Source organism: Tardiphaga sp., assembly GCF_044340795.1.
Taxonomy (GTDB): Bacteria; Pseudomonadota; Alphaproteobacteria; order Rhizobiales; family Xanthobacteraceae; genus Tardiphaga.
This window is the reverse complement of sequence record NZ_JBIISY010000038.1, coordinates 1-21,854: the sequence shown is the minus strand read 5'-3', so window position 1 is coordinate 21,854 and position 21,854 is coordinate 1. Positions and strand designations below refer to the sequence as shown.

The following is a 21,854-nucleotide window of genomic DNA, read 5'->3' as shown; positions in this document are numbered from 1 at the left end:
GAATTATTTACGACGCCGGGAGGCTCAGCCCAGCAGCACGAGGCCGCCCGGCAGCGATCGCACCCTGAGATCAAACAGATGCGCGATCTTCGGCACGACGTCGTCGATGCGATCGAGACGGAACGTCGCGTCGAGCGGCAGGCGCCCCACATCCGCACCCGCCAGGATGATACGCCCGCGCCGATACCGGTTGATCTCGGCCACGACCTGGGCAAGCGGCCTGTTCTCGAACACCAGCAATCCACGCCGCCAGGCTTCGACCAGCCGGCCATCCGCGACGGTTACAGGACCGATGGCATCGTTACCGAATTCCACGCGCTGGCGCGCCGACAGCGAGGTACGATGCACACCACATGCGATCTCGACGCTGCCGCCCAGGCAAGCGACGGACATTGCCCCATTCTCGCTGCGCAGATTGAACGTTGCATGCGTGGCGATGACACGGCCATCGCCTGCCGTTACGACGAACGGGCGGTCGAAATCGGTTCCGTGACGATCTGCCGTCACCGCAATCTCACCGCCGATCAGTTTCAGTCCTCGCGCGCCGTCCTGATCGAGGCCAGTGACACTGGTGCGGGTGTTCATTTCGATTGAGATTCTGTCGTCGAGCGCGAGCTGGCGCCGTTCGCCAATATCGGTTCGGTAATCGGCGTTGAATTCGGCCAGAGAAGGCCACAACTCGAGCGGCGGTCGTGCAGCGAGATAGGCCACACCGCCGAGCGATGCGGCGAGCGCGCTGCCGAGCCAAGCCCGGCGGGTCAGATCGCCTCGCGCTCGCGCCGACCGCTGCCTGGCGGTTTCCTGGTCGAACGTGACCGCGGCCTGCTTGAGCAACTTCCACTGCGCTTTGGCCAATGCGAAAGCGTGTCCATTTTGGACACTCTGCTCCCGCCACCGGGCCAACTCATCGAGGTCACGCTGCGTGATCTCCCCCGCATGCAGGCGCACGACCCAGCGACGCGCGATCGTGATCGCATCGTCTGCACCGCCCGATATGTTAGATTCAAACCGCATCGTCGGTATCCGTGCCGCGTTTTTTCTTCTTATCCATGGACAAGACGTTATCCGACGATCTCGACCGCCACTCCGGAGAAAAATTCTGCATGTGGCGGCCGCAATGGTCGAAGGCCCGGCTCATCTCGCGCTCGACCGAACGCAGCGAAATACCGAACCGCTCGGCAATTTCGCGGTAAGACAACTCTTCGATCAGTGCAGCCATGAAGATAGCGCGTTGGCGCTCCGGCAAGTTGCCGAGCAGCTTCATCATCGCCGCCATTTCCGAACGCATCGAGACGATATGCTCTGGATCGATCAGATCGTCGTCGGGCGCGAGCACGGCCTCGAGTTCCGCTCGCCCTACCCAGCGCGAATGAGAGCGATGCTTGTCGATCGCGACGTTGAAGGCGATGCGATAAAGGAAAGATTCCGGCCGCCGCACGGCCTGCGTGTTATCAAGCTGACCAAGCCGTATCCACGTTTCATGCAACGCTTCAGCCGCAACATCTTGCGAACCGACGCGACGCGCCAGCCGCCGCTTAAAATCGTCATAGCGTGAAATCAGCAGATTTCGCAGTGTGTTACGCGCAGTGCCAGGCATCGCTATCGCTTCACTGCAGTAGCAGGAGTCGGGCGCGGCGGCGTGGAGTCGGTTGCGCAGACGGCCGCCTCGTTCGAGGCGCCTGAAGATATCACCAGCGCGACTGGTTGACGAAAATCGGCGGGTGGCGCCTTCCCTATCTGGATCCGCGATACGACGGTATCGATTGAGCCGTCCAGGGCATCATTGCCCGTGGTATCGAGACGGACTGGGCGGACGACGTTTCCGGACGGCCCGATCCAAAACTTGAGCGCCAAGCGATAACGACCACGTGCGGTCATTTCTTCTGCACAGAGTGCGTTCTGGAACGCGCGCTGTATCTCGGCGAAATAGGGTTGCTGATCGCCCGGCAAGCGGATGGCGGGCGGTTGCACGACGCTCAGCAGGAACGCGCCAGAGGCAAGCTGCTCTGGCGCAAGGTTTGCCTGCTCCAGCAACAGAAAGAGAGCCGAACGCGGCGACATCGTCCCCCTCACCGCAGGCGCGCGGGCATTGGTTGTCTGCCGGGCATCTACTAGAATCTCGGCGCCGCTGGCCGCACTGAAGTCCTGCAACGACTTGGAGAGAGGCTGCGCCGGGATGTCGAAAGCAATACTGTCATTGCGTGAGAATGCCGCAGCTGATGACGCATTTGCCGCCATGAAAATCGTGGCACAAAAGAACAGCCCCACTGACAGGCCAAGCCGGCCTCGATCCTTGCACGCTTGCTGACACCACTCATCCATGCCGGAGCATTTAGTGCGGTATCATTACACTAAAATGTCACAAACGACGATCCGATCCGAGCATTCACCCGCTGGTGCCAGGAATGTCCGCTTTGCGCCAAGAGCGGACGTTGCTGCCATATAAATCCGGCTGCATCTCCTATGGAGACACATTAAATTCTTCGAAGACGATGGAGAGCGTGCCGAGCGGAAGTGGGACCGTCACACCGGCTAGTACCACGAACCGGCTCTGCGATACCGGGGCCAGTTTCACCACGATGCCTTTGTTGTCCGACATGAACCGCGTCATGTAGGCGGCAGGCTTATGTCCGGCGTGCATAACCAGCCTTGCGGAGCAGACCGTCACCGGTCCGGTGTAGGCGGCGTTCTGCATGTTTTCGGTCCCGAGATAAGATAGCGCAATATCCGAACGATGCGCTCCACTGAAGATGCGGAGAGTACGCTCGCAAGCGGCCGGTCCGACCGTCGGCGCTCCTTCGGGGATCGGCATCATCAGCGCACTACTTGGGTCCATAACGTTGCGGGTGTGCTCCACCTCGACCGGGACGCGCTCGTCTGCATCCTTCATGGCAGGCTGTATATCGATCGCCGTGGCGTTGCGGGCATCGAATTTGACTTCCGTGCGGTACGTGACCCCGCCAGTCGTCTCCGTCGCGGCATAGGCGCGAGGCAAGAGCTCACCCTTCCGGACGACGCCGTCCGACCGCAGGCTCCCGCGAAAGCTGGTCAGCACCGAAAGATACGCCGCCTGTTGCCCATCAAGCCCCGCTCGGTAGGCGCCGCCGACAAGTTGACTGAAGGTCGCGATGCTTCCGACACTGATGTCTATGTATCGCAAAGCATAGCGAGCCCGCACCTCCTGCGCAGCGGCAGGAGCAGTTAGCAGAGCGGAGGAAAGTGCTGCGCAAACGACCACGGATCTACCGTTGAACGTGAAGCGGCCTTTCGGTCGGGCGAGACGGACAGTCGTTGAATGGTCCATGGCAGCAATGTTGACAACATTTGCATTATTTGTCAATTTGATATAATGACAATTCGTCGTCACGTTGACCATATTGGCGGTGACAAGTGGGCGGCTTGCTCGCCCGAATATCCGCAACGCTAGTTGATCTGAATAATGACCCTGATGCACTTCATTTTCGGCCTGCCATATCTGCTCGTCGTCACCCGCTTCATTTTGCCGTTACAAATTCCCCTGATTGCCAAGATCTGCGCAGCAGTATTCCTGCTCGTCGGCTCGCAGATGCATCTCTGGAATAAGTTGTCGTCCGATCGGTGTTTTCGCCCGAGTATCCACGGATGCTGGTCGTTCTGTTCAATTGGGCTTTTGGAGCTACGATTCTTCTGGCGCTGCTTCAATTGATGCTCGATGTCGTGTCCATCTCCGCAAGACTGGTCAATAAGGGCTTCGTTGTTCCCGACGCTTTCCGGTTTGCCATGGCGGCATTCGTGGCCGTCGTGGTTGCCATCGCTGTCATGCAGGCGATCCGCGTACCACCGATCAAAGATTTGGAGGTCAGGATCAGGAACCTCCCACTCCAATTCGACGGATACAGGATTCTACAGCTCACCGATCTCCATATAAGCAAGCTGTTCCCTGCATCATGGACCGAGCGCGTGGTAGAAAGATCAAACGCTCTTGGCGTCGATCTCATGCTGATCACCGGCGATCTCATTGATGGCACTCTGGACGCGCGACGCGCGGACGTGGACCCGTTGCGCGGCCTGAAGGCGCCGGACGGCATCTATATGATCCCAGGCAACCATGAATACTATTTCGGATATCGCGAGTGGATGAACCACTATGCGACCATGGGAATGCGCGCCCTCGAGAACCAACACGTCGTTATCCAGCGGGGTGACGACAAGCTGGTAGTTGCGGGCGTCACCGAACCAGCCGCCGCGGCCTTCGGCCTTCCGCTTCCGGATACGGCGAAGGCCATCGCTGGCGCGCCGACGGACACCCCCGTGATCCTGCTCGATCACCAGCCCGGCCGTGCGCGCCAGGCCGCGCAACTTGGCGTGGACCTGCAATTGTCGGGACACACACACGGCGGGATGGTGATCGGTCTAGACATGCTCGCCGCCCGTGCCAACGGAGGCTACGTTTCAGGTGCCTATCAGGTCGGCCCGATGACGCTATACGTCAACAACGGAACCGCGCTTTGGCCCGGCTTCGCAATGCGGCTCGGTCGCCCGTCAGAATTGACGCGGATTACTCTTCGAAGAGGATAATTCAGTATCGAACGAGGACGATGCCCGGAAGATTACGAACTGCGCGATTTCTTTCGGGACGCAAATCGTTCCGTAAGCAATTCAGTTCGCCGTTCGAGCACCTTGACCGACGGCTCGTCTGCCAGCAGCCCGTCTAGCGCCAAAATGAAGACCTCAGCGGCGGCGCGATCTTCGAGAATCTCCGCAGCACATTCAAGCACAGCGTTCCGATGTCTCGCTGAGACCTTCGGATCGATGCGTTCGCACACGTCGTAAAAGTCGCCCGCCATCGGCGCTCCGACCATATCGTTCCATGGCTCAATGACCATGATCCGGCACATGTTGAGCAAGCGCTGGTACGGGGAATCCGACTGCAATTTCGCGGCCTGCCGCGCGAGCGGGATGCGCGCGATGAGCCAATGCTCAAACACGGCCGAGAAGATATCTTCCTTGTCCTTAAATGTCCTATACAGGAGCGTGCGCGAGATGCTCGCCCGCTTCGCGATGTCATCGAGTGATGTTTTAGCGAACCCGAAGTTCAGGAAGCACCAACGCGCCGACTGCAGAATGTTCGTTCGACGAGCCGAGGCTTCGTCACCGGTCATTTTGGATACCATACGGTCATTTTGACAATAAACATCAATCCTGTCAACAGCTTGAGCTGTCGCAACATTGAAGCCTTATTCTGATGCCTGCACGTTGACATAGGATACAATTTTTGTCAATTGAGGTCAGTACTTGAGCCAGTGATGACCACCAGATTGACCAGAACCGACCCTGAAACACGCCGTGCGAAGATTCTCACTGCGGCACGATGGTGCTTTTTGAATTTTGGGTTTGCGAAGACGTCGCTCGACGACATCGCGAAGCGGGCGACGATTTCACGAACGCTGCTCTACAAGACGTTCGAGGACAAGGAAGACATCTTCTCCTCTGTCTTCGACAATTGGCTCGTTTCTCGCCATCCCAAAGCGAAGGAGATCGCATCCGGCTCGGGCACGCCCGGCGAGCGCCTCCTGTCGATCAGCCGTCTCGTGGCAATCGAGCCGTACACCGAGATGGCAGGCGCGCCGATGGCGGCTGAATTCTTCGATATCTGCGAACGCCTCGATCCGGAAATCGACGCCCTGCACCACCGCATCGTCCGCGAGTGCGTAGCGACGATCCTCGAAGATCGCCTGTCCGCAGAGGTCTTCTTACTCGCCCTCGACGGCTTGTTTGCCGACGCCCCCAATCCAACGGTGATGAAGGAACGCGTTGAGCTCCTCGTCGAACAATTTGCACCCGACAGCAACCGGAACTGAAAATCATGACCAAGACATGGACAAAAAACGACATCCCGTCACAGGCCGGGAAGCGCATCATCGTCACCGGCGCCAATAGCGGCATCGGTTGGCACGCTGCCCTCGAATTGGCTCGCGCAGGCGCCGATGTGACGATCGCATCACGCAACGACGCCAAGGCCGCCGAAGCTGCCCAACGTATCCTGTCGATTGTCCCGAACGCCAAGCTGTGCGTCGGCAAGCTCGATCTGTCGCGGCCGGATTCCGTGAAGGCTTTCGCTGAAAACCAGTTGGCACGACCAGAACCAATCGACACCCTAATCAACAATGCTGGCGTGATGGCCCTGCCCGACCGGAGAGAATCCGTCGATGGCCACGAACTGCAATTCGCGACAAATGTCCTCGGCCCTTATCGCCTGACGGCATTATTGCTCCCGGCGATTTTGAAGTCGGCCACTCCCCGCGTCGTTACCGTCGCATCGGGCACGCATGCCATGGGCGGGCCCGTGCCGATCGCGGACCTGGACTCCAAGGAAGGTTACAAGCCGATCAAGGCTTACGCGAAGACCAAGCTTGGCAACGTCCTTGTTGCTCGCGAACTGCAGCGACGGGCTGGTGAGCGCTTGTTGTCTGTCATCGCTCATCCCGGAGCGTCGAAGACGAACCTCTTCGCCGACACGAGTCTGCTGATGATCCTGTCGGTCTATGCGATCTATCCACTAATCCAGGGCGCTGACATGGGCGCGGAGCCGACATTGATGGCCGCGACCTCCCCTGACATGAAACCGGGCGGCTACTATGGCCCCGGCGGCTTCATGGGTCTGCGAGGTCATCCCACGGAGGATAAGACTGCTCCCATCGGTGAGAACGCGGAAGCCGGACGGATACTGGTGGATGAACTTGAAAGGATGTCAGGCCTTCGCTTCGAGTTTTAACGCCTCAATATCGAGACGATCCATGATCAGACTCCTCGCCGGCCTCTGCACCTTTATTCTGTCGTTAACAGGCGCCGTTCAAGCGCAAGACGCGGGCAGCACTTACGCGATCCAGAACGTGATGACGGGCAAAAATCTGAGGCCGCATAGCGCCGGACGGGCTGATGGCAACGCCATCATCCAATACGACCACTGGAGCTGGAAGTGCATGACTTGGCAATTCATCCCGGTCGGTGAAAACACTTACCAGTTGCGCAATCTGCACACTTCGAAGACGCTCCAGCCTTCGGCTGCGCCAGTACCGCAAGTCGCTTTGTGGCAACAGCCTGTAGCTGACGACAGGACTCAATACTGGGAGTTCGTCGCCGATCGGGACGATGCGTATCTTGTCCGACTAAAGGGAACGAACCTCTACCTCACCACCCTGTCTCGCGAGACGAATTCGCAGATTGTGCTACAGAACAGGCAGAATTCGTCGGCCCAACAATGGCGGTTGGTCAGGCAGAACCCTTGGTTCTAATTATGAATCTGCGGCGCTGGATTGTACCGTCATCCCTTAGCAACCGCCGTAAATCGTCTGGAAGGTGGCCACAACCACTTTGCGTCGCAGTTGCTCACAGGCCACCTTTTCGCGAACGTCCGCTTTGCGCCAGCAGCGGACGAAGGACGCGAGTTGAGTTACCGGTTCGCAGAGTCCCGCTCAATCGAAATGCGGTTCAGCGTCAGGACTGCCATAGATAAGTTCATTCAAAATTTCTGATCAGCTGGGGCAGATTTCAACTTCTGAGGTCAAGGGCAGCCCACTCACTCGGGAAGGAAAGACACGTTAAATCATCGAATGAATTCAAACAGCTAAACCAATCGCACCGTTCTTAATGCGCTTGTCCCCAAATCGACTCGTTCCTAAAACAACTATCGACTCGATCTTAAAACGCGACATTCAACAATATCAATCGGATAGCCGACTCGTTCTTTCGTAGTCCGCACAGAGAATTTGCGCAGCCCAAGGTCCAGCTTCGCATTTTCCGTTACGCTCGCGCTTGGCTAGTCCGGCATGCGAACGAGGACGACCTGGAAGACGGCTCCAGGCAGCTGTTTGACGTGTCCCGTCCCCGCGCCGGTGCTGTCCTTGGATGTTCCGGTCACCGATATATCGACATTGTCATGCCCGAACAGGGCCGCGTGTCCCGATGAATGTCGTTCAGTACGGATTGATGCGGTGAACCGGTCACCGTCTTGGGAGTAAGTGCCAAAATAGCTGATGATCGTGTCGCCGCCGGTGAGACGACCGGCGTTCAGCTCGATCACACCCATACCGTCTTGATCATTGGCCTGAAAATAAGCGGAGTATCGACCGTCAGGCAACATGATCAGGCCGCCGCAAAAGTCATGTCAGAGAGCCCCGGCGACAGCGGGAGCCGAAATTCGATGTAATTGAGTAACAAGACCATCTGAGGCGTCCCCGTCGCACTTCTTGTACGATCATGGGCCGAACTTGCCATGGCCGGCTGGTCTTTTCCTTAACTCAATGGGTGAACAGAACACAGCCATCTTCGATGGTTGATGAAGTTGAAACGGGATGCGCGAATCCTGGCTGTCGTTCCCCATCTTCTGCCGACCATCCGCCGCCGCGCAGCGACGAATGCGTGATTGCCGCCATGGATCGTTTCTCGATCAACCGCGTTCATCCGTCCCAAATGACAAAGGAGAACAAGATGAGCGTAGAAGGCAAGGTGAAGGAAGGCGCCGGCTTCGTGAAGGAAGAGCTTTACGAGCACGGCAAGGATCCCGAAAGCAAGAAGAAGGCACAGGAAGGTCGCGACCTGCGCAATGAAGGCCGCGTCGACGACGGCAAGGCGCCGAAGACCACGCCGCCCGGCTCGGGCCATCCGGAAAAGTGATGAACCGAAAGCCCGCCCTCATCGGCGGGCTTTTTGTTGAAGTATCCATCACGCCAATGTCGGCTAGCGGATGGTGCCGGATGTCACGGCATGCTAGCGCGGGCCATGAGCAATGCCATCAGGCATTTGAAAGCCCGCTATTGCCGTTCGATCATGAACACCGCATCGAACAGTCCCGAGCCTGAGGCGCGACAGCTGATCGATGGATTGACCACCGAATTGCCAACCTCAGGGGCCTCGCCAGCTATGGCGGCAGCAGAGCGAGATGCCTATGAGTGCATCCACGCGCTTGCAGATCGACTGACCGCAGTGACCATGTCGGCCGCAGCACTCGAATGGACCAAGGCGCGCAAGGCGGTCCTGCGCTGGATTGATGTTTCGATTTGACGTAATCTGGGCTGCGAGGGCGCTTTATAATTCTCCTCATGCATCGGCGCCTCGGCAGTTCTAGCGTCGCCAGCCTGCTGCTCTTTCAGCATCCAGCGCGCCGCATGTTTATCCCGACAAAGATCTCCATCGACATCGCACTGCAATGACGGCGGCGATGACCGCGCAATGCCAGCCGCCTTGGGACGGAGGCGTCGGACGACCGGCGGACTTGGTGTCTCGCTTGTTCCCGGAACCGACACGATGCTCGCAAGTTCTGCCCGCGGTTTTGATAGCAACGGTGCCATTGTCTTCGCATCGGTAAGAGTGTCCGCGATGTTCCGGACGCGTCGCCTTCGATCCGATTTTGAGGCTTACTAAAGCAAAAGCGTTAGGCCGGAATTGTCCTTGCGCGTCTCGGCATGCATGGAAGTCGGAAACGTTGCCAGTCACTCGAGATTGCCACTGCACTACTCAATGAGCGCGAGGAGATGCAGAATGTCGGTTTCACAACAGGTTGAGTATTACCCATCATCTGGCGACACCAAATATGTCGAAATTCCCGGTGGGACCACGCCTCCCGGCAGTGGCGGTGATGGTGGCGACGGTTCGACGCCTCTGGTCGGCGGTGGTGACGGCGGCGATGGCTCGACGCCTCCCGTTGGCGGCGGTGACGGCGGCGATGGTTCGACGCCTCCAGTTGGCGGCGGTGATGGTGGCGATGGTTCGACGCCTCCCGTTGGCGGCGGTGATGGTGGCGACGGTTCGACGCCTCCGGTCGGCGGCGGAGACGGCGGCGACGGCTCGACACCTCCCGGCGATGGTGGTGATGGTGGCGACGGCTCGACACCTCCTGGTGGCGGTGATGATGGCGGCGGCCTGACGATCGGGCTCGATCCGCTGCTGACCGTCGGGCTCGATGGTGATGGCCTGTCGGTCGATGTGCTTGCGCCGCCGGACGCCACGGATGGTAGCGGCCTCAATCTGAACGTCATCGGCACCGGCGACGGCGGAAACCTGATCGATGTCGGCCTTCCCGGCACGGGTGGTGACGGCTCCGGAAATCCGATCGGCCTCGATTCGCTGCTCACGCTCGGTCCCGGCGGTCCCGATGGCAACGGCCTCTCGCTCAATGTGCTGGCGCCACCGGATGCCACCGACACCGACGGCCTCAATGTGAATGTTCTCGGCAATGGCAGTGGTGACAACCTGATCGATCTCGGATTGCCGAGCACGGGCGGCCTCGGCCTTCCCGGCAGCGGCGATGATGGATCAGGCACGCCGCTTGGCCTCGATCAACTGCTCACACTTGGCCCCGGCGGCCCCGATGGTAACGGCCTCTCGCTCAATGTACTCGCGCCACCGGACGCTACCGACACCGATGGGCTTAACGTGAATGTTCTCGGCAATGGCAATGGCGAGAACCTGATCGATCTCGGACTGCCGAATACGGGCGGTCTCGGCCTTCCCGGCTCCGGTGATGATGGATCAGGCAACCCGCTTGGCCTTGATCAGCTGATCACGCTCGGCACCGGCGGTCCCGATGGTAACGGCTACTCGCTCAATGTGCTCGCGCCACCGGATGCCACCGACACCGATGGGCTTAACGTGAATGTTCTCGGCAATGGCAACGGCGAGAATCTGGTCGACGTTGGCCTGCCGGCGACCGATGCGACGGGAGCTGGTAGTCCGCTCGGAAATCTTGGCGGACTTCTGAATGGCAGCATCGGTGACCTCAGCGGATCGTCGACAGGCCATCTGGTAGATCTCGATGTCGGACCGGAGAATCCGGAGGGATTGGGCCTCGACCTGTTGTCGACGCCTGGCGCCGATCCGACGCATGGCCTGAGCGTCAGCGCCATCGATGTCGGACCCGGCGGACCGAATCTGCTCGATCTCGGCGTGCTGACCGGCGCGAGCGGCATTCTCGACGTTCCCAGCCTTGGTGGTACCGGGACCGACGGCTTGACCGGCAATCTGCTGGGCAATCTCGATCTCGGTGGCCTGCTCGGCGGAACGGGACTGGCGAGTGGCGGTCTGACCGGCGACATCGCATCGGGCAACACCGTGTCGGCGCCCGTCAACGCACCACTCGATGTGACCGCGTTGACAGATGCTGTCTCGGCGCCTTTGACGGGTGACCATGGTCTACTCGATCTGCACGGCGTGCACGTGCTCGCCTGATCGCTGCAGCCAAACAAACGGCCCCGGTTCGGCGAACCGGGGCCGTTTGTGCAGGAGCAATCCGAATTCAGACCGCAGCCGCCAACGGGGTAACCTCGCGCCGGGTGATCAGATAGCGCGACGTGATATCACAGGCCCGGCACAGGAATGTCCGGATCTCATGGCCGACACGATGCGGGTGGACAGGCTCTGCGACGACGAACTCACGGCGTTCGTTGCAAGTCGGACATGGTACAAGGCTGAGGGTCGTCATCACGTATTTCCGAATCTGTTAGTTGCGCAGTTCTCGGCTTCCATGCGACAGGATGCATCACCTGAATGAGTGATGCCCGAATTGAAACCGCAGATCCGCCACACAAGCGGGCCACCGGATGCACTTCTCGGCGGAATATGGTAGGAGCGTGCGGCTTCACCGACAGATCGGTTTCAGGTGACGACGCGACGCAATCCCCTCACCGGACACACGATCCGCACGCTGCTTTGCGGATTGCTGGCATGCGTGCGTTCCGATGTGGCGTCGGCCGATGCGCGACAATTGTCGTTGATGCCGGATCCGCGTGGTGAGTTCATTCGCCTGTGCGCGCCGTTTATGGCGCCACGCTATGCGCATCCCGAGACAGTGTGCGACTGCCTGCGCAATGCAATGTTCGATCGGGTCGATGACGCCGACATCGTCGATGCGCTACTCTATGGCGTGACCGAGCGCGGCGTCCCCACATTGAACCGGGGCTGGCTGCCATCGGAAAAATGGCCGTTGATTGAAGACACCATGACGGCGATCGCCGAACCAACCATGCAATGCATGTTCGGCAATGGCGCGGAGCAGCGAATTCAGCCATATGTGCCTCCCGACGGCGTGCCCACGATGCCGCCGGTGCAGGATCTCACGCCGTAGCTAAAGCGTCGAAATCCCGCTAGTTTCCCGCCACTTCTTGTGGCTTCCTTGCGTCCTCACCATGACCGACTTGCAGCACGACATCGACAGCCGCGAGGAGCGCAAAGCCCTCGTCTACTCCATCATCGTCACCGCCTTCGACGCCGCCGTCGGTATTTCGGTGGGACTTGTCATCAATTCGTCATCGATTGTGTTCGACGGCGTCTATTCCGTCATCGATGCGGCGATGACCGGCCTCTCGGTTGGCGTCTCCCTGCTGCTGACGCGGGGGTCGACGCGCTACTTCCAGTTCGGGTTCTGGCAGTTCGAGCCGATGCTGGTGCTGCTCAACAGCGTCGTGCTGGCCTTGTCGTGCGGCTACGCGCTGCTGGGCGCGCTGAACGACCTGTTCAGCGTCGGTCGTTCGGTCTCGTTCGGGCCGGGTGCTGCCTATGGCATCATCGCAGGACTGCTGGCGCTGGTGATGGCCTACATCATCGGAACGCGCGCGAAGCGACTGAATTCCGAACTGCTGCTGATGGACGCGCGCAACTGGTTTGCGTCCGGACTCGTCAGCGTCGCGCTGGGCATCAGCTTCTGGGTGGCCGCACGAATGCATGGGACCAGCTACGACCATCTCGTGCCCTATCTCGATCCTGCGGTGCTGGCGACGCTGAGCCTGTTGCTGCTGCCATTGCCACTGCGGGCGTGCTGGCGCTCGGTGAAGGACATCATCCAGGTGGCGCCGGTGGATCTGGATGAAGAGGTGCGTGAGATCGCACGTGACATCCAGAAGCGCTACGGCTTCGAGAATTTCTCCACCTATGTCGCCAAGATGGGCCGCGCGCGCTTCGTCGATATCACCTTCCTGGCGCCCGACGATCTCGGGCCGCGCGAAGTGGACTTCTTCGACGGCATCCGGCGGGAGATTGCGGAGCGGCTCGAGGCCGTGCCGCCGAGCCACTGGCTCAATATCGAATTCACCAGCGACGAGGCGTGGCTGTAGCGCTCACGCAGCTGCGCGCAGGGTCATGTTCGTGCGCTTGCGGGCGCGCATCAGCAGCCAGGTGACGATGGTGACGTTGAATAGGTTCCACGCCACGCCGTTGACGAAGGCCGCACGATAGGAGCCCGTCGCATCGAAGATGACGCCGGACAGCCAGCCGCCCAGCGACATGCCGGCGATGGTGCCGAGAATGACGATGCCGACGCGCGTGGCCGCCTGCGACGCCGGCATCGCCTCGCGGACGATGATCGCATAGGCCGGCACGATGCCGCCCTGGAACAGGCCGAACATTGCAGAAATGATGTAAAGCGAGCTCAGCCCGTCGAAGAACAGATAGAACATGAGCGCCACGCCCTGCGCGATCGCGCCGACCAGCAGCGTGCGCAACCCGCCGATGCGGTCGGCGAGAAAGCCGGACCCGACACGGCTGATGATGCCGAGCGCCAGCATCACCGACAGCATCTCGGCGCCACGCGCCGCGCCATAGCCGAGATCGCTGCAATAAGCGACGATATGGACCTGCGGCATCGCCATGGCGACGCAGCAGCCGATGCCGGCGATGAACAGGATCGCCGTCAGCGCATTGTGGCTGAGCTGCAGATCGACTTTCGGCGGCGGTGCATTGGCATGGCTGCGGCGCTCATTGGCCCCCATCTTGGCGCGCAGTACGGCGAGCGTGATCAGCGTGAGAACGGTCGTGATAACAGCGATGCCGACCTGGGTTGGGCGCCAGCCGAGATTGAGCATGCCCCAGCTTACAATGGGCGGCCAGAAGGTGCCGCCGATATAGCTGCCGGTTGCGGCCAGCGCGACGGCGATGCCGCGCTTGCGCTCGAACCAGTGCGAAGCTTCGGCCATCAAGGGCGCAAAGGTTGCCGATGAGCCAGCGCCGATCAGAAGATGCAGCAGGACGAATTGCCAGAGCGCTGTCGTGAAGGCCGACAGCACATAGCCGATGGCCATCAGCACGGTGGCGAGCGCGATGCTGGCGACGATGCCGAACCGGTCCGTCAGCCGGCCGACGACCACGCCCCCGATGCCGAAGCCCGCCATGGTGAAGGTGAAAGCCAGAGAGGCCGCACCACGCGTGGCGGCGAAATCCGCCTGCACGGCCGGGAGGACCACCACCACCGACCACATGCCCACCGAGCCGAGCGAGCCGACCACCAGGGCCAGGGCAAGGCGCGTCCATGCCTGACGGGAGTCGGGCTGGAAGGCGGGCGTTTCCGGGATGGCCGTTTCTGAATTCACAATCGCAGCTTGGAGGCGAGTTCCCACTGGGTCAAGCGATCCTGCTGAAGGATTAGGCATGCGAAACTGGTGGAGCGGAGAAGATCTTGCTTTTCCCGCGCGCTCCCTGCTGGCCCACGCCCTCATGAAACCCTGCGTCACGCCGTCCTTCTGCCGCTTCGGTTAACCGAAATTAACCCTTTGCTAACCATACACGCGGCAAAAATTGCCCAGTGAAATCGTGTCTCGTCAGCCGATCGGGGGAATGCCCGTGGATGCCAGTGCGGTGCCTCACTTGCGGATCGGCGGCCTTCCGGCTGCCAAGCATACGTTTGGCGCGCATGATCGACATGCGCGCAGGGAAGCTGTTGTTATGACGGACATGACGGTGAGCCAGGGCGCGGCAGCCCCCGGCGGCGGTTTCGACATCGGCAAGCTCAAGACCGCAGTGCTGCGCGGCGATATCGCCCTCGCGCTCGGCGTCCTGATCATCCTGGTCGTGCTGATCATGCCGCTGCCGGCGCTGGTCATGGACCTGTTCCTCGCGATCTCCATCACCATGTCGGTGCTGATCCTGATGACGGCGCTGTTCACCCAGACGCCGCTGGAATTCTCGTCGTTCCCGACCGTGCTGCTGATCTCGACCATGCTGCGGCTGTCGCTGAACCTCGCATCCACCCGCCTGATCCTGTCGCATGGCCATGAAGGCACCGCCGCCGCCGGTCACGTCATCGAGGCATTCGGCCATTTCGTGATGGGCGGCAACTTCGTCATCGGCGTCGTCGTGTTCGCCATCCTGGTGATCGTGAACTTCATCGTCATCACCAAGGGTTCGGGCCGTATCGCCGAAGTCGCCGCGCGCTTCACGCTCGACGCGATGCCCGGAAAGCAGATGGCGATCGACGCCGATCTCTCCGCCGGCCTGATCGACGAAGCCACCGCGAAACAGCGCCGCAAGGACCTCGAAGACGAAAGCGGCTTCTTCGGCGCCATGGACGGTGCTTCGAAATTCGTCCGCGGCGATGCCATCGCCGGCCTGCTCATCACCGCCATCAATATCATCGGCGGCATCATCATCGGTGTGGCCCAGCAGGGCATGCCATTCTCCGAGGCCGGCCGGACTTACACGCTGCTCACCGTTGGCGACGGTCTTGTCACCCAGGTGCCCGCGCTGATCGTCTCCGTTGCCGCCGGCTTGCTGGTCTCGAAGGCCGGCATCACGGGTGCAGCCGACAAAACGCTGATGAATCAGTTCTCGGGCTATCCGCAGGCGCTCGGCATATCGTCGGGCGTGATGCTGACGCTGGCGCTGCTGCCGGGTATTCCGATGATCCCGTTCCTTGCCCTTGGTGGTGGCACCGGCTGGCTCGCTTACAGCGCCAGCAAGCGCAACAAGGTTCAGAAGACCACCGCCGCACAGCAGGCCGCTGCCGGCCCGGGCGGCGTTCCCGGCGCAGCAGGTGCTGCGCCAGGCGATGCCGCCGCCGAAGAACCGATCTCCGCTTCGCTCAAGATCGACGACCTCAAGATCGAACTCGGCTATGCGCTGCTGCCGCTGGTCAATGGTCCAGATGGCACCGACCGCCTCACCGAACAGATCAAGGCGCTGCGCAAGTCGCTGGCCGTCGAGATGGGTTTTGTGATGCCGTCGGTCCGCATCCTCGACAACGTCCAGCTCGAAGCCAACACCTACGTCATCAAGATCAAGGAAGTCGAAGCCGGCACCGGCCGCATCTGGCCGAACCAGTTCATGGTCATGGATCCCGGCGGCCAGCAGGTGACGGTGCCCGGCATCCACACCACCGAGCCGACTTTCGGCCTGCCCGCCACCTGGGTGGATGCCGCGCTGAAGGAAGAAGCGTCACTGAAGGGCTACACGGTCGTCGATGCCGCCACCGTGCTGTCGACGCATCTGACCGAATTGCTGAAGGGCAATATGTCGGACCTGCTCTCGTATGGCGAAGTGCAGAAGCTGCTCAAGGACCTGCCGAAGGAACAGGGCGAACTGGTCAAGGACATCGTACCGGCGCTCATCACCGTGTCTGGCATCCAGCGCGTGCTGCAGTTGCTGCTCACCGAACGCATCTCGGTGCGCGATCTCTCGACCATTCTCGAAGGCATCGCGGACGCGCTCGCCTATTCGCGCAATCCATCCACGATCGTCGAACATGTGCGCACGCGCCTGGCACGCCAGATCTGCGCGCAGAACACCTCCTATCTCGGCTATCTCCCGCTCATTGCGCTGTCGGCACATTGGGAACAAGCCTTTGCGGAATCGATTATCGGCACGGGCGAAGACCGCAGCCTTGCGATGCAGCCGTCGAAACTGTCGGAATTCATGGTCGCGGTGCGGAACAGCTTCGAACAGGCCGCCCGCGAAGGTGAGGCACCGGTGCTCGTGACCTCGGCAGGCATCCGGCCTTTCGTCCGCTCGCTGGTGGAACGGTTCCGCTCGCAGACGACCGTTTTGTCGCAGGCTGAAATCCATCCCCGCGCCCGTCTCAAGACCGTCGGCAGCGTCTGACCCGGCCAAATCACCCGCAAATCACCGCCTTCAAGCGGTGCAAATTCGTCACACACAAGAGGCTTGCCGATTCGTAATGTTTCTCGGCGAGCCAGGCGCAAGCTGCGACAAACCAGACTAAGCCTCTTTAAATAAATGAGTATTTCGTAAATCTCCGCCCTGATCCCGCTTTTTCCCTGCAGCAGATCACGGATTTTCACCGTCTTGTGATGACGATTCAGGAACGTAAGGGCTGGTTCTCTCGTTTCTTGCCACACAGATGATGAACCTGACGATGCAAGCTCGACACCAACGAGTAGTCAGGAAGTGAACGGCAGGAGCGTTCGATGAACCACTCGATTTACAGCGCGGATCGCATGACCCACCTCAAGGTGGTGGTTGTCGCACTCGTCGCCGGTATTTTCGTGGCCGGTGTCGGTATCTCGTCGCGCATGAATTCTGACCAAGGCTACACCCAGACCGCACGCGTGATCAAAGCAGGTGCCCCTGTGACGACGGCGACGTCGAACGCGAGCATGGTCCGCTAACGAGTTTTACGAATTCGCATGCCGATGTCCCCCAAGGTCGTCATGCGATAACGCAGCAGACCCCACTCCCCCCAAGTGGACTGCGAAATGGAAAACGCCCGCTCCCCACGGGCGTTTTTCTTTTGTGTGTAGTTTGGTGATCGCAGGATGGGCTGAGCGCAAGCGCGTAGCGCTGGAGCGATACCCATCACATCCAGGCGCTTGCGGTGATGGTTATCGCTGCGCTCAACCCATCCTACGAGTTCGGTATCGCAACCGTCATTACTTCGGCGGCGGCACCGTTTCGATCAGCTTTCCGGTGAACACGATCGGCCCCGTTGCAGATCCGGTCGGTGAACCACCTTCAGGCTCGACGGTCACGGCATAAGTGGCCTGATTGACCGTGTCCGGATCATAGGCGGCAAGCGCAGCACGCGTGGTGAACTCGTCGCCGCCGATCACGCCGAGCGAACGTGGCGCCTGGAATTTATCGGAGACGATCCACAGCTCATAGCTCTTGCCCGCCTGCGCTTCCGCGCCGACGCGGCGGACCGTGAAATTCTTGGTCGCGGCATCCACGGTGAGAATGAAGGCCGGCGACGTGGCATCCGTCTGCAGCAAGGCGACATATTGCGACTGGGCGGCGAGCTGCTGCACCGTCGGAACTGGCGTTGGCGCCTCGACGACCTGGATTTCCGGCTTCGGACGCAGCCCTGCGGGCAGCAGATCCGGCCGCGTCACCTGCACGCCAATCAGGGCGATCAATGCCGCAGCGATGGCCGTCATGGCGGTCGCAACACCACGCCAGCGCTGCGCGCGGCGGGTGAGATCGATGACATTGGAATTGTCGACGTGCACGGGCTCGCGCACAGGCTCAACCGCAGGAGCAACGACTGGCTCCGGCGCGGATGGCAGAACCATCGACGCCTGCGCACCGGACAAACCGATGGCGCTGCGAATGTTCTCCCATACATGCGGGCGCGGCTCGACCATGCCGACCATCTGGTTGAGCACCGCAAGCGCCCGCTCCCAGCTGTCGACGACGGCAGCATAGTCCTTGTCGACCGCCATCATCTGCTCGACCTGCGCGCGCTCGTCCGCATCGAGGGTGCCGAGCGCATATTCCGCGGCAAGCGCGATATGGTCTTCGCTATAGTCCATCATGCTAGTCCCAGACATGCGCGGATATCCAACATGCTCCGGCGCAGCCACGTTTTGACGGTGTTTACAGGCTTCTCGAATTTCGCCGCGAGCTGTTCGCGGCTCCAGCCATTGTAGTAAGCGAGAAGCACGAGTTTCTGTCGCTCGGGTTCGAGCTGCCCGACACATTCCAGAAGGCGCCGCAACTCTTCGGTCATCTCGCGGCGTGCGAGCGGATCGGGCGTATCGGCTGCGACTTCCATGGCAGACGGCTCTTCCTCTATCGACGTCTCGCCCTTCTTGCGCACGACATCGATCGCGCGGTTGCGCGCTATCGAAGCCATCCATGTGATCGGCGAGGCAACGCCCGGATTAAACTGGCCGGCGCTATTCCAGATCTTGACATAGACCTCCTGGATCACTTCCTCCGCGAGGTCCTGTCTGCGCAAGATACGGAGCACGACACCGAACAGTTTCGCACGCGTAGCGGTATAAAGCCGCTCGAATGCAGCTTCATCGCCCTTTGCGACCGCGGCGAGCAGCCAAACCAATTCTGCCGGAGTCAGCATTCCGTTTCCTCGACCTCAAAATACCTTTCGCTGCGCGATCGGTTCACGCAGCGGTATTCGCGACTCGTAACATGAATGCCGGCGCGCAAGCCATGTTGCTGTTCGCGCTGTGAACATCCCATACGAAAAACCCGGACCTTGCGGCCCGGGTTTGGAAGCTTTGCAGATGTGCGATGGGCTTCAGGCAACCGCGCCGATGCGTGCACGCATCAGACCGATGCTGTCGAGATCGGCCTGCTCACGGGCGTTCTCTTCCTCGCGGGCACGGGCCTGGTCGCGCTCGTCGAGCAGCTCGACCTTCTTGAGTTCTTCGAAGGCCTCGCCGAGCAGCGCCTTGGCGTCTTCAAGCTGGCCGCGCAGTTCATCGGCCGAACGGGTCAGGTTCTCGCGACGCTGGATCGCGGCCTTGGCATAGGTCGGATAGGCGAAGTGGGTGGGATCCTGGATCCCGGCGCGGTCCTGCTCGGTCTGGATCTCGCGTTCCAGATCCACCGACATGCGCTGGAAGTCGGCGATCATGCCTTCGATCTGATTGACGCGGCGGCGCTTCTCGTCGACCTGAAACTTCTTCAGGCGGATCAGGGTGTCACGTGACTTCATCGACTCATACTCCCCAGAAGTCCCTGTCTCACAGCGGGACAACGCCAGCCGCCCGAACGGGCGCGGCCGGCTGAATTCCTTCTCTGGCGCTCATGATGCCGCGACAAAGTTAGCGTTCCGTTGCCAAACTACCAACGATTTGCTGCAGTTGCTGGTATCCTTCCAACAACCCACAGACCTCGTCCTTGCGCTGGCGCAGGAAGGCCTCCAGCGGTTCATGGAGCTGGATGGCCTCGTCGACCTCCGGACTGGAACCGGCCCGATAGGCACCGAGGCGGATCAGTTCCTCCATGTCCGAATAGGTCGCCATGATCTGGCGCGCGCGCGTGATCGTCGGCAGATAGGCCGGATCGCAGGAGCGCGGCATGGTGCGCGAGACGGATTTCAGGATGTTGATGGCAGGATAGCGACCGCGCTCGGCAATGCCGCGCTGCATGACGATATGGCCGTCGAGGATGCCGCGCACGGCGTCGGCCACGGGCTCGTTGTGATCGTCGCCGTCTACCAGCACGGTGAAGATGGCCGTGATGGAACCGTCCTCGGTGCCCGGCCCTGCCCGCTCGAGCAGCTTCGGCAGTTCCGTGAAGACAGTCGGCGTATAGCCCTTGGCGGTGGGCGGCTCGCCAACGGACAGGCCGATTTCACGCTGCGCCATGGCGAAGCGCGTGACCGAATCCATCATGCACATGACGTCCTTGCCCTCATCGCGGAAATATTCCGAGATCGAGAGCGTGAGATAGGCCGCCTGGCGGCGCATCAGCGCCGGCTCGTCCGAGGTCGCAACCACCACCACGGCGCGGGCGAGCCCCTCTTCGCCGAGATCTTCCTGCAGGAACTCCTGCACCTCGCGGCCACGTTCGCCAATCAGGCCGATCACCGAGACGTCGGCATCGACATTGCGTGCGAGCATGGAAAGCAGCACCGACTTGCCGACGCCGGAACCGGCGAAGATGCCCATGCGCTGGCCGCGGCAGCAGGTGAGAAAGGTGTTCATCGAACGCACGCCGAGATCGAGCGGCGCGCCGACCCTCTTTCTGGAATGCGCCGGCGGCGGCGACGCGCGATACGGCATCGGCGCCGGCCCCTGCGGCAGCGGCCCCTTGCCGTCGATGGGTTCGCCCATGGCATTGACCACGCGGCCGAGCCAGGCGATCGAGGGCCGCACCATGCTGGCGGCGTTGGCGATGACTGCGCGGCAGCCGCGGCGCACGCCTTCCAGGCCGGCGAAGGGCATCACCACGGCATTGTCGCCGGAGAAGCCGATCACCTCGGCAGGAATGAAACGATTGGTGCCGGTCTCGATGACGATGCGGGCACCGACGGACATGGCGTGGATGGGACCGGCGATTTCCACCATGAGCCCGCGCACGCCGACCACGCGTCCGTAGATATTGATGCCGTCGATATCGGCGATCTGTTCGGCAAGAGCCTTCACGAGAGCTGGGCCTTCAAAGGATTCGGACCTTCACTGCCTTATGATCGCCTTCAAGGTAAATCTTTCGTGGCGAAAGCTTTAAAGTTTCGCCTCATTGCTGGCGTCCCCTTAACTCCGTGTTTACCCGCATCATTAATCATTCGATCACTGTCTTGAGTGACTGAGAGCATTCGCGCCGGCAGAAAGACGGTGTGAATCGATGGAGTCGGTTAGGTCCGGCTCCTCATGCGGAACTTGAACGGGCACGGTTACAGAAAGAGTCTTTGACGCAACATCTTACGGCGATTCGACAAAAATTGCACGATTAGAGCTTGCGAAGAAGAATCAGCATTTGTTAACCATATCCCGTCAGGATCCGAATCAGTTGTTCGTAGGCGTTTTTTGGTGCCGCAAGTATGGCGGCCGACCTGACGCCCGCAGAGGCGACTAAAGGGGACTGGCATGCGCGTTTTGCTAATTGAAGATGATAGCGCTGTTGCGCAGTCGATTGAGCTGATGCTCAAATCCGAGAGCTTCAACGTCTACACGACGGATCTCGGTGAAGAGGGCGTCGATCTCGGCAAGCTCTACGATTACGATATTATCCTGCTCGATCTCAATCTCCCGGACATGTCCGGTTACGATGTGCTCAAGCAGCTGCGGGTGTCGAAGATCAAGACCCCGATCCTCATTCTCTCGGGCCTCGCCGGCATCGAGGACAAGGTCAAGGGTCTCGGCGTCGGCGCCGACGACTACATGACCAAGCCCTTCCACAAGGACGAACTG

Annotated in this window: 22 protein-coding genes and 1 pseudogene; 12 read left to right on the top strand and 11 right to left on the bottom strand. The window is 60.6% G+C overall.

The window, feature by feature from the left end; genetic code table 11:
- Positions 1 to 24 precede the first annotated feature (24 nt).
- The 4 genes from ACIQ17_RS08935 to ACIQ17_RS08920 form a co-directional block, all read right to left on the bottom strand.
- A complete protein-coding gene (locus tag ACIQ17_RS08935) occupies positions 25 to 1,014 on the bottom strand; it encodes a FecR family protein (protein WP_398467557.1) in 990 nt (329 codons plus the stop codon).
- Complete coding sequence (locus ACIQ17_RS08930; protein WP_398467555.1) at positions 1,004 to 1,597, bottom strand: RNA polymerase sigma factor; 594 nt, start codon at positions 1,595 to 1,597, stop codon at positions 1,004 to 1,006. Before ACIQ17_RS08930 ends, ACIQ17_RS08935 begins: the two co-directional genes overlap by 11 nt.
- Positions 1,598 to 1,599: 2 nt before the next feature.
- Positions 1,600 to 2,322 (bottom strand): hypothetical protein, encoded by a 723-nt coding sequence (locus ACIQ17_RS08925; protein ID WP_398467553.1) that lies wholly within the window; start codon positions 2,320 to 2,322, stop codon positions 1,600 to 1,602.
- A gap of 139 nt (positions 2,323 to 2,461) precedes the next feature.
- A complete protein-coding gene (locus ACIQ17_RS08920; protein WP_398467551.1) occupies positions 2,462 to 3,376 on the bottom strand; it encodes a DUF3108 domain-containing protein in 915 nt (304 codons plus the stop codon).
- A 69-nt stretch (positions 3,377 to 3,445) separates the two neighbouring features.
- Here ACIQ17_RS08920 and ACIQ17_RS08915 point away from each other — a divergent pair.
- Positions 3,446 to 4,557: pseudogene (locus ACIQ17_RS08915) on the top strand (metallophosphoesterase).
- A gap of 32 nt (positions 4,558 to 4,589) precedes the next feature.
- Here ACIQ17_RS08915 and ACIQ17_RS08910 read toward each other — a convergent pair.
- Entirely contained in the window at positions 4,590 to 5,141 is a 552-nt protein-coding gene (locus ACIQ17_RS08910) for a TetR/AcrR family transcriptional regulator (RefSeq protein WP_398467549.1), read from the bottom strand.
- A gap of 144 nt (positions 5,142 to 5,285) precedes the next feature.
- Between ACIQ17_RS08910 and ACIQ17_RS08905 the strand changes: the two genes are divergently transcribed.
- From ACIQ17_RS08905 to ACIQ17_RS08895, 3 genes are read left to right on the top strand one after another with little or no spacing between them, the layout of a single operon-like run.
- Positions 5,286 to 5,840, top strand: a complete 555-nt coding sequence (locus ACIQ17_RS08905) for a TetR/AcrR family transcriptional regulator (protein ID WP_398467547.1) — start codon at positions 5,286 to 5,288, stop codon at positions 5,838 to 5,840.
- 5 nt (positions 5,841 to 5,845) lie between these two features.
- Complete coding sequence (locus tag ACIQ17_RS08900) at positions 5,846 to 6,754, top strand: oxidoreductase (protein ID WP_398467545.1); 909 nt, start codon at positions 5,846 to 5,848, stop codon at positions 6,752 to 6,754.
- A 22-nt stretch (positions 6,755 to 6,776) separates the two neighbouring features.
- On the top strand, positions 6,777 to 7,274 hold the full coding sequence (locus ACIQ17_RS08895) for an RICIN domain-containing protein (protein WP_398467543.1): 498 nt from the start codon (positions 6,777 to 6,779) through the stop codon (positions 7,272 to 7,274).
- Positions 7,275 to 7,798: 524 nt separating this feature from the next.
- Here the strand turns inward: ACIQ17_RS08895 and ACIQ17_RS08890 are convergent.
- Positions 7,799 to 8,122 (bottom strand): hypothetical protein, encoded by a 324-nt coding sequence (locus ACIQ17_RS08890; RefSeq protein ID WP_398467541.1) that lies wholly within the window; start codon positions 8,120 to 8,122, stop codon positions 7,799 to 7,801.
- A 347-nt stretch (positions 8,123 to 8,469) separates the two neighbouring features.
- On the opposite strand from ACIQ17_RS08890, the gene ACIQ17_RS08885 reads away from it, so the two are divergent.
- The 5 genes from ACIQ17_RS08885 (at position 8,470) to ACIQ17_RS08865 (ending at position 13,085) form a co-directional block, all read left to right on the top strand.
- A complete protein-coding gene (locus tag ACIQ17_RS08885) occupies positions 8,470 to 8,655 on the top strand; it encodes a hypothetical protein (RefSeq protein WP_398467539.1) in 186 nt (61 codons plus the stop codon).
- 105 nt (positions 8,656 to 8,760) lie between these two features.
- On the top strand, positions 8,761 to 9,042 hold the full coding sequence (locus ACIQ17_RS08880) for a hypothetical protein (RefSeq protein WP_398467537.1): 282 nt from the start codon (positions 8,761 to 8,763) through the stop codon (positions 9,040 to 9,042).
- A 477-nt stretch (positions 9,043 to 9,519) separates the two neighbouring features.
- The gene (locus ACIQ17_RS08875; RefSeq protein ID WP_398467535.1) at positions 9,520 to 11,205 is read left to right on the top strand and encodes a hypothetical protein; all 1,686 of its coding nucleotides are present in this window, start codon (positions 9,520 to 9,522) and stop codon (positions 11,203 to 11,205) included.
- Between the two features lie 541 nt (positions 11,206 to 11,746).
- Positions 11,747 to 12,100: a hypothetical protein gene (locus ACIQ17_RS08870; protein ID WP_398467533.1), complete on the top strand. Its 354-nt coding sequence runs from the start codon at positions 11,747 to 11,749 to the stop codon at positions 12,098 to 12,100.
- Positions 12,101 to 12,161: 61 nt separating this feature from the next.
- Entirely contained in the window at positions 12,162 to 13,085 is a 924-nt protein-coding gene (locus ACIQ17_RS08865) for a cation diffusion facilitator family transporter (protein ID WP_398467531.1), read from the top strand.
- A gap of 3 nt (positions 13,086 to 13,088) precedes the next feature.
- On the opposite strand, the gene ACIQ17_RS08860 is transcribed toward ACIQ17_RS08865, so the two are convergent.
- Positions 13,089 to 14,336: an MFS transporter gene (locus ACIQ17_RS08860; RefSeq protein WP_398467529.1), complete on the bottom strand. Its 1,248-nt coding sequence runs from the start codon at positions 14,334 to 14,336 to the stop codon at positions 13,089 to 13,091.
- 352 nt (positions 14,337 to 14,688) lie between these two features.
- On the opposite strand from ACIQ17_RS08860, the gene flhA reads away from it, so the two are divergent.
- The gene (gene flhA, locus ACIQ17_RS08855) at positions 14,689 to 16,839 is read left to right on the top strand and encodes a flagellar biosynthesis protein FlhA (RefSeq protein WP_398467527.1); all 2,151 of its coding nucleotides are present in this window, start codon (positions 14,689 to 14,691) and stop codon (positions 16,837 to 16,839) included.
- Between the two features lie 326 nt (positions 16,840 to 17,165).
- Positions 17,166 to 17,366 (top strand): hypothetical protein, encoded by a 201-nt coding sequence (locus ACIQ17_RS08850; protein ID WP_398467525.1) that lies wholly within the window; start codon positions 17,166 to 17,168, stop codon positions 17,364 to 17,366.
- Between the two features lie 261 nt (positions 17,367 to 17,627).
- On the opposite strand, the gene ACIQ17_RS08845 is transcribed toward ACIQ17_RS08850, so the two are convergent.
- From ACIQ17_RS08845 to fliI, 4 genes are all read right to left on the bottom strand, one after another.
- Positions 17,628 to 18,506: an anti-sigma factor domain-containing protein gene (locus ACIQ17_RS08845; RefSeq protein ID WP_398467563.1), complete on the bottom strand. Its 879-nt coding sequence runs from the start codon at positions 18,504 to 18,506 to the stop codon at positions 17,628 to 17,630.
- Complete coding sequence (locus ACIQ17_RS08840) at positions 18,506 to 19,054, bottom strand: sigma-70 family RNA polymerase sigma factor (RefSeq protein ID WP_398467523.1); 549 nt, start codon at positions 19,052 to 19,054, stop codon at positions 18,506 to 18,508. Before ACIQ17_RS08840 ends, ACIQ17_RS08845 begins: the two co-directional genes overlap by 1 nt.
- 180 nt (positions 19,055 to 19,234) lie before the next feature.
- Positions 19,235 to 19,654: a flagellar export protein FliJ gene (gene fliJ, locus ACIQ17_RS08835; protein ID WP_211912366.1), complete on the bottom strand. Its 420-nt coding sequence runs from the start codon at positions 19,652 to 19,654 to the stop codon at positions 19,235 to 19,237.
- 109 nt (positions 19,655 to 19,763) lie between these two features.
- On the bottom strand, positions 19,764 to 21,089 hold the full coding sequence (gene fliI, locus ACIQ17_RS08830; RefSeq protein WP_398467521.1) for a flagellar protein export ATPase FliI: 1,326 nt from the start codon (positions 21,087 to 21,089) through the stop codon (positions 19,764 to 19,766).
- 441 nt (positions 21,090 to 21,530) lie between these two features.
- On the opposite strand from fliI, the gene ACIQ17_RS08825 reads away from it, so the two are divergent.
- Positions 21,531 to 21,854: response regulator (locus ACIQ17_RS08825; RefSeq protein ID WP_398467519.1), on the top strand; the 324-nt coding region annotated here is incomplete at its 3' end.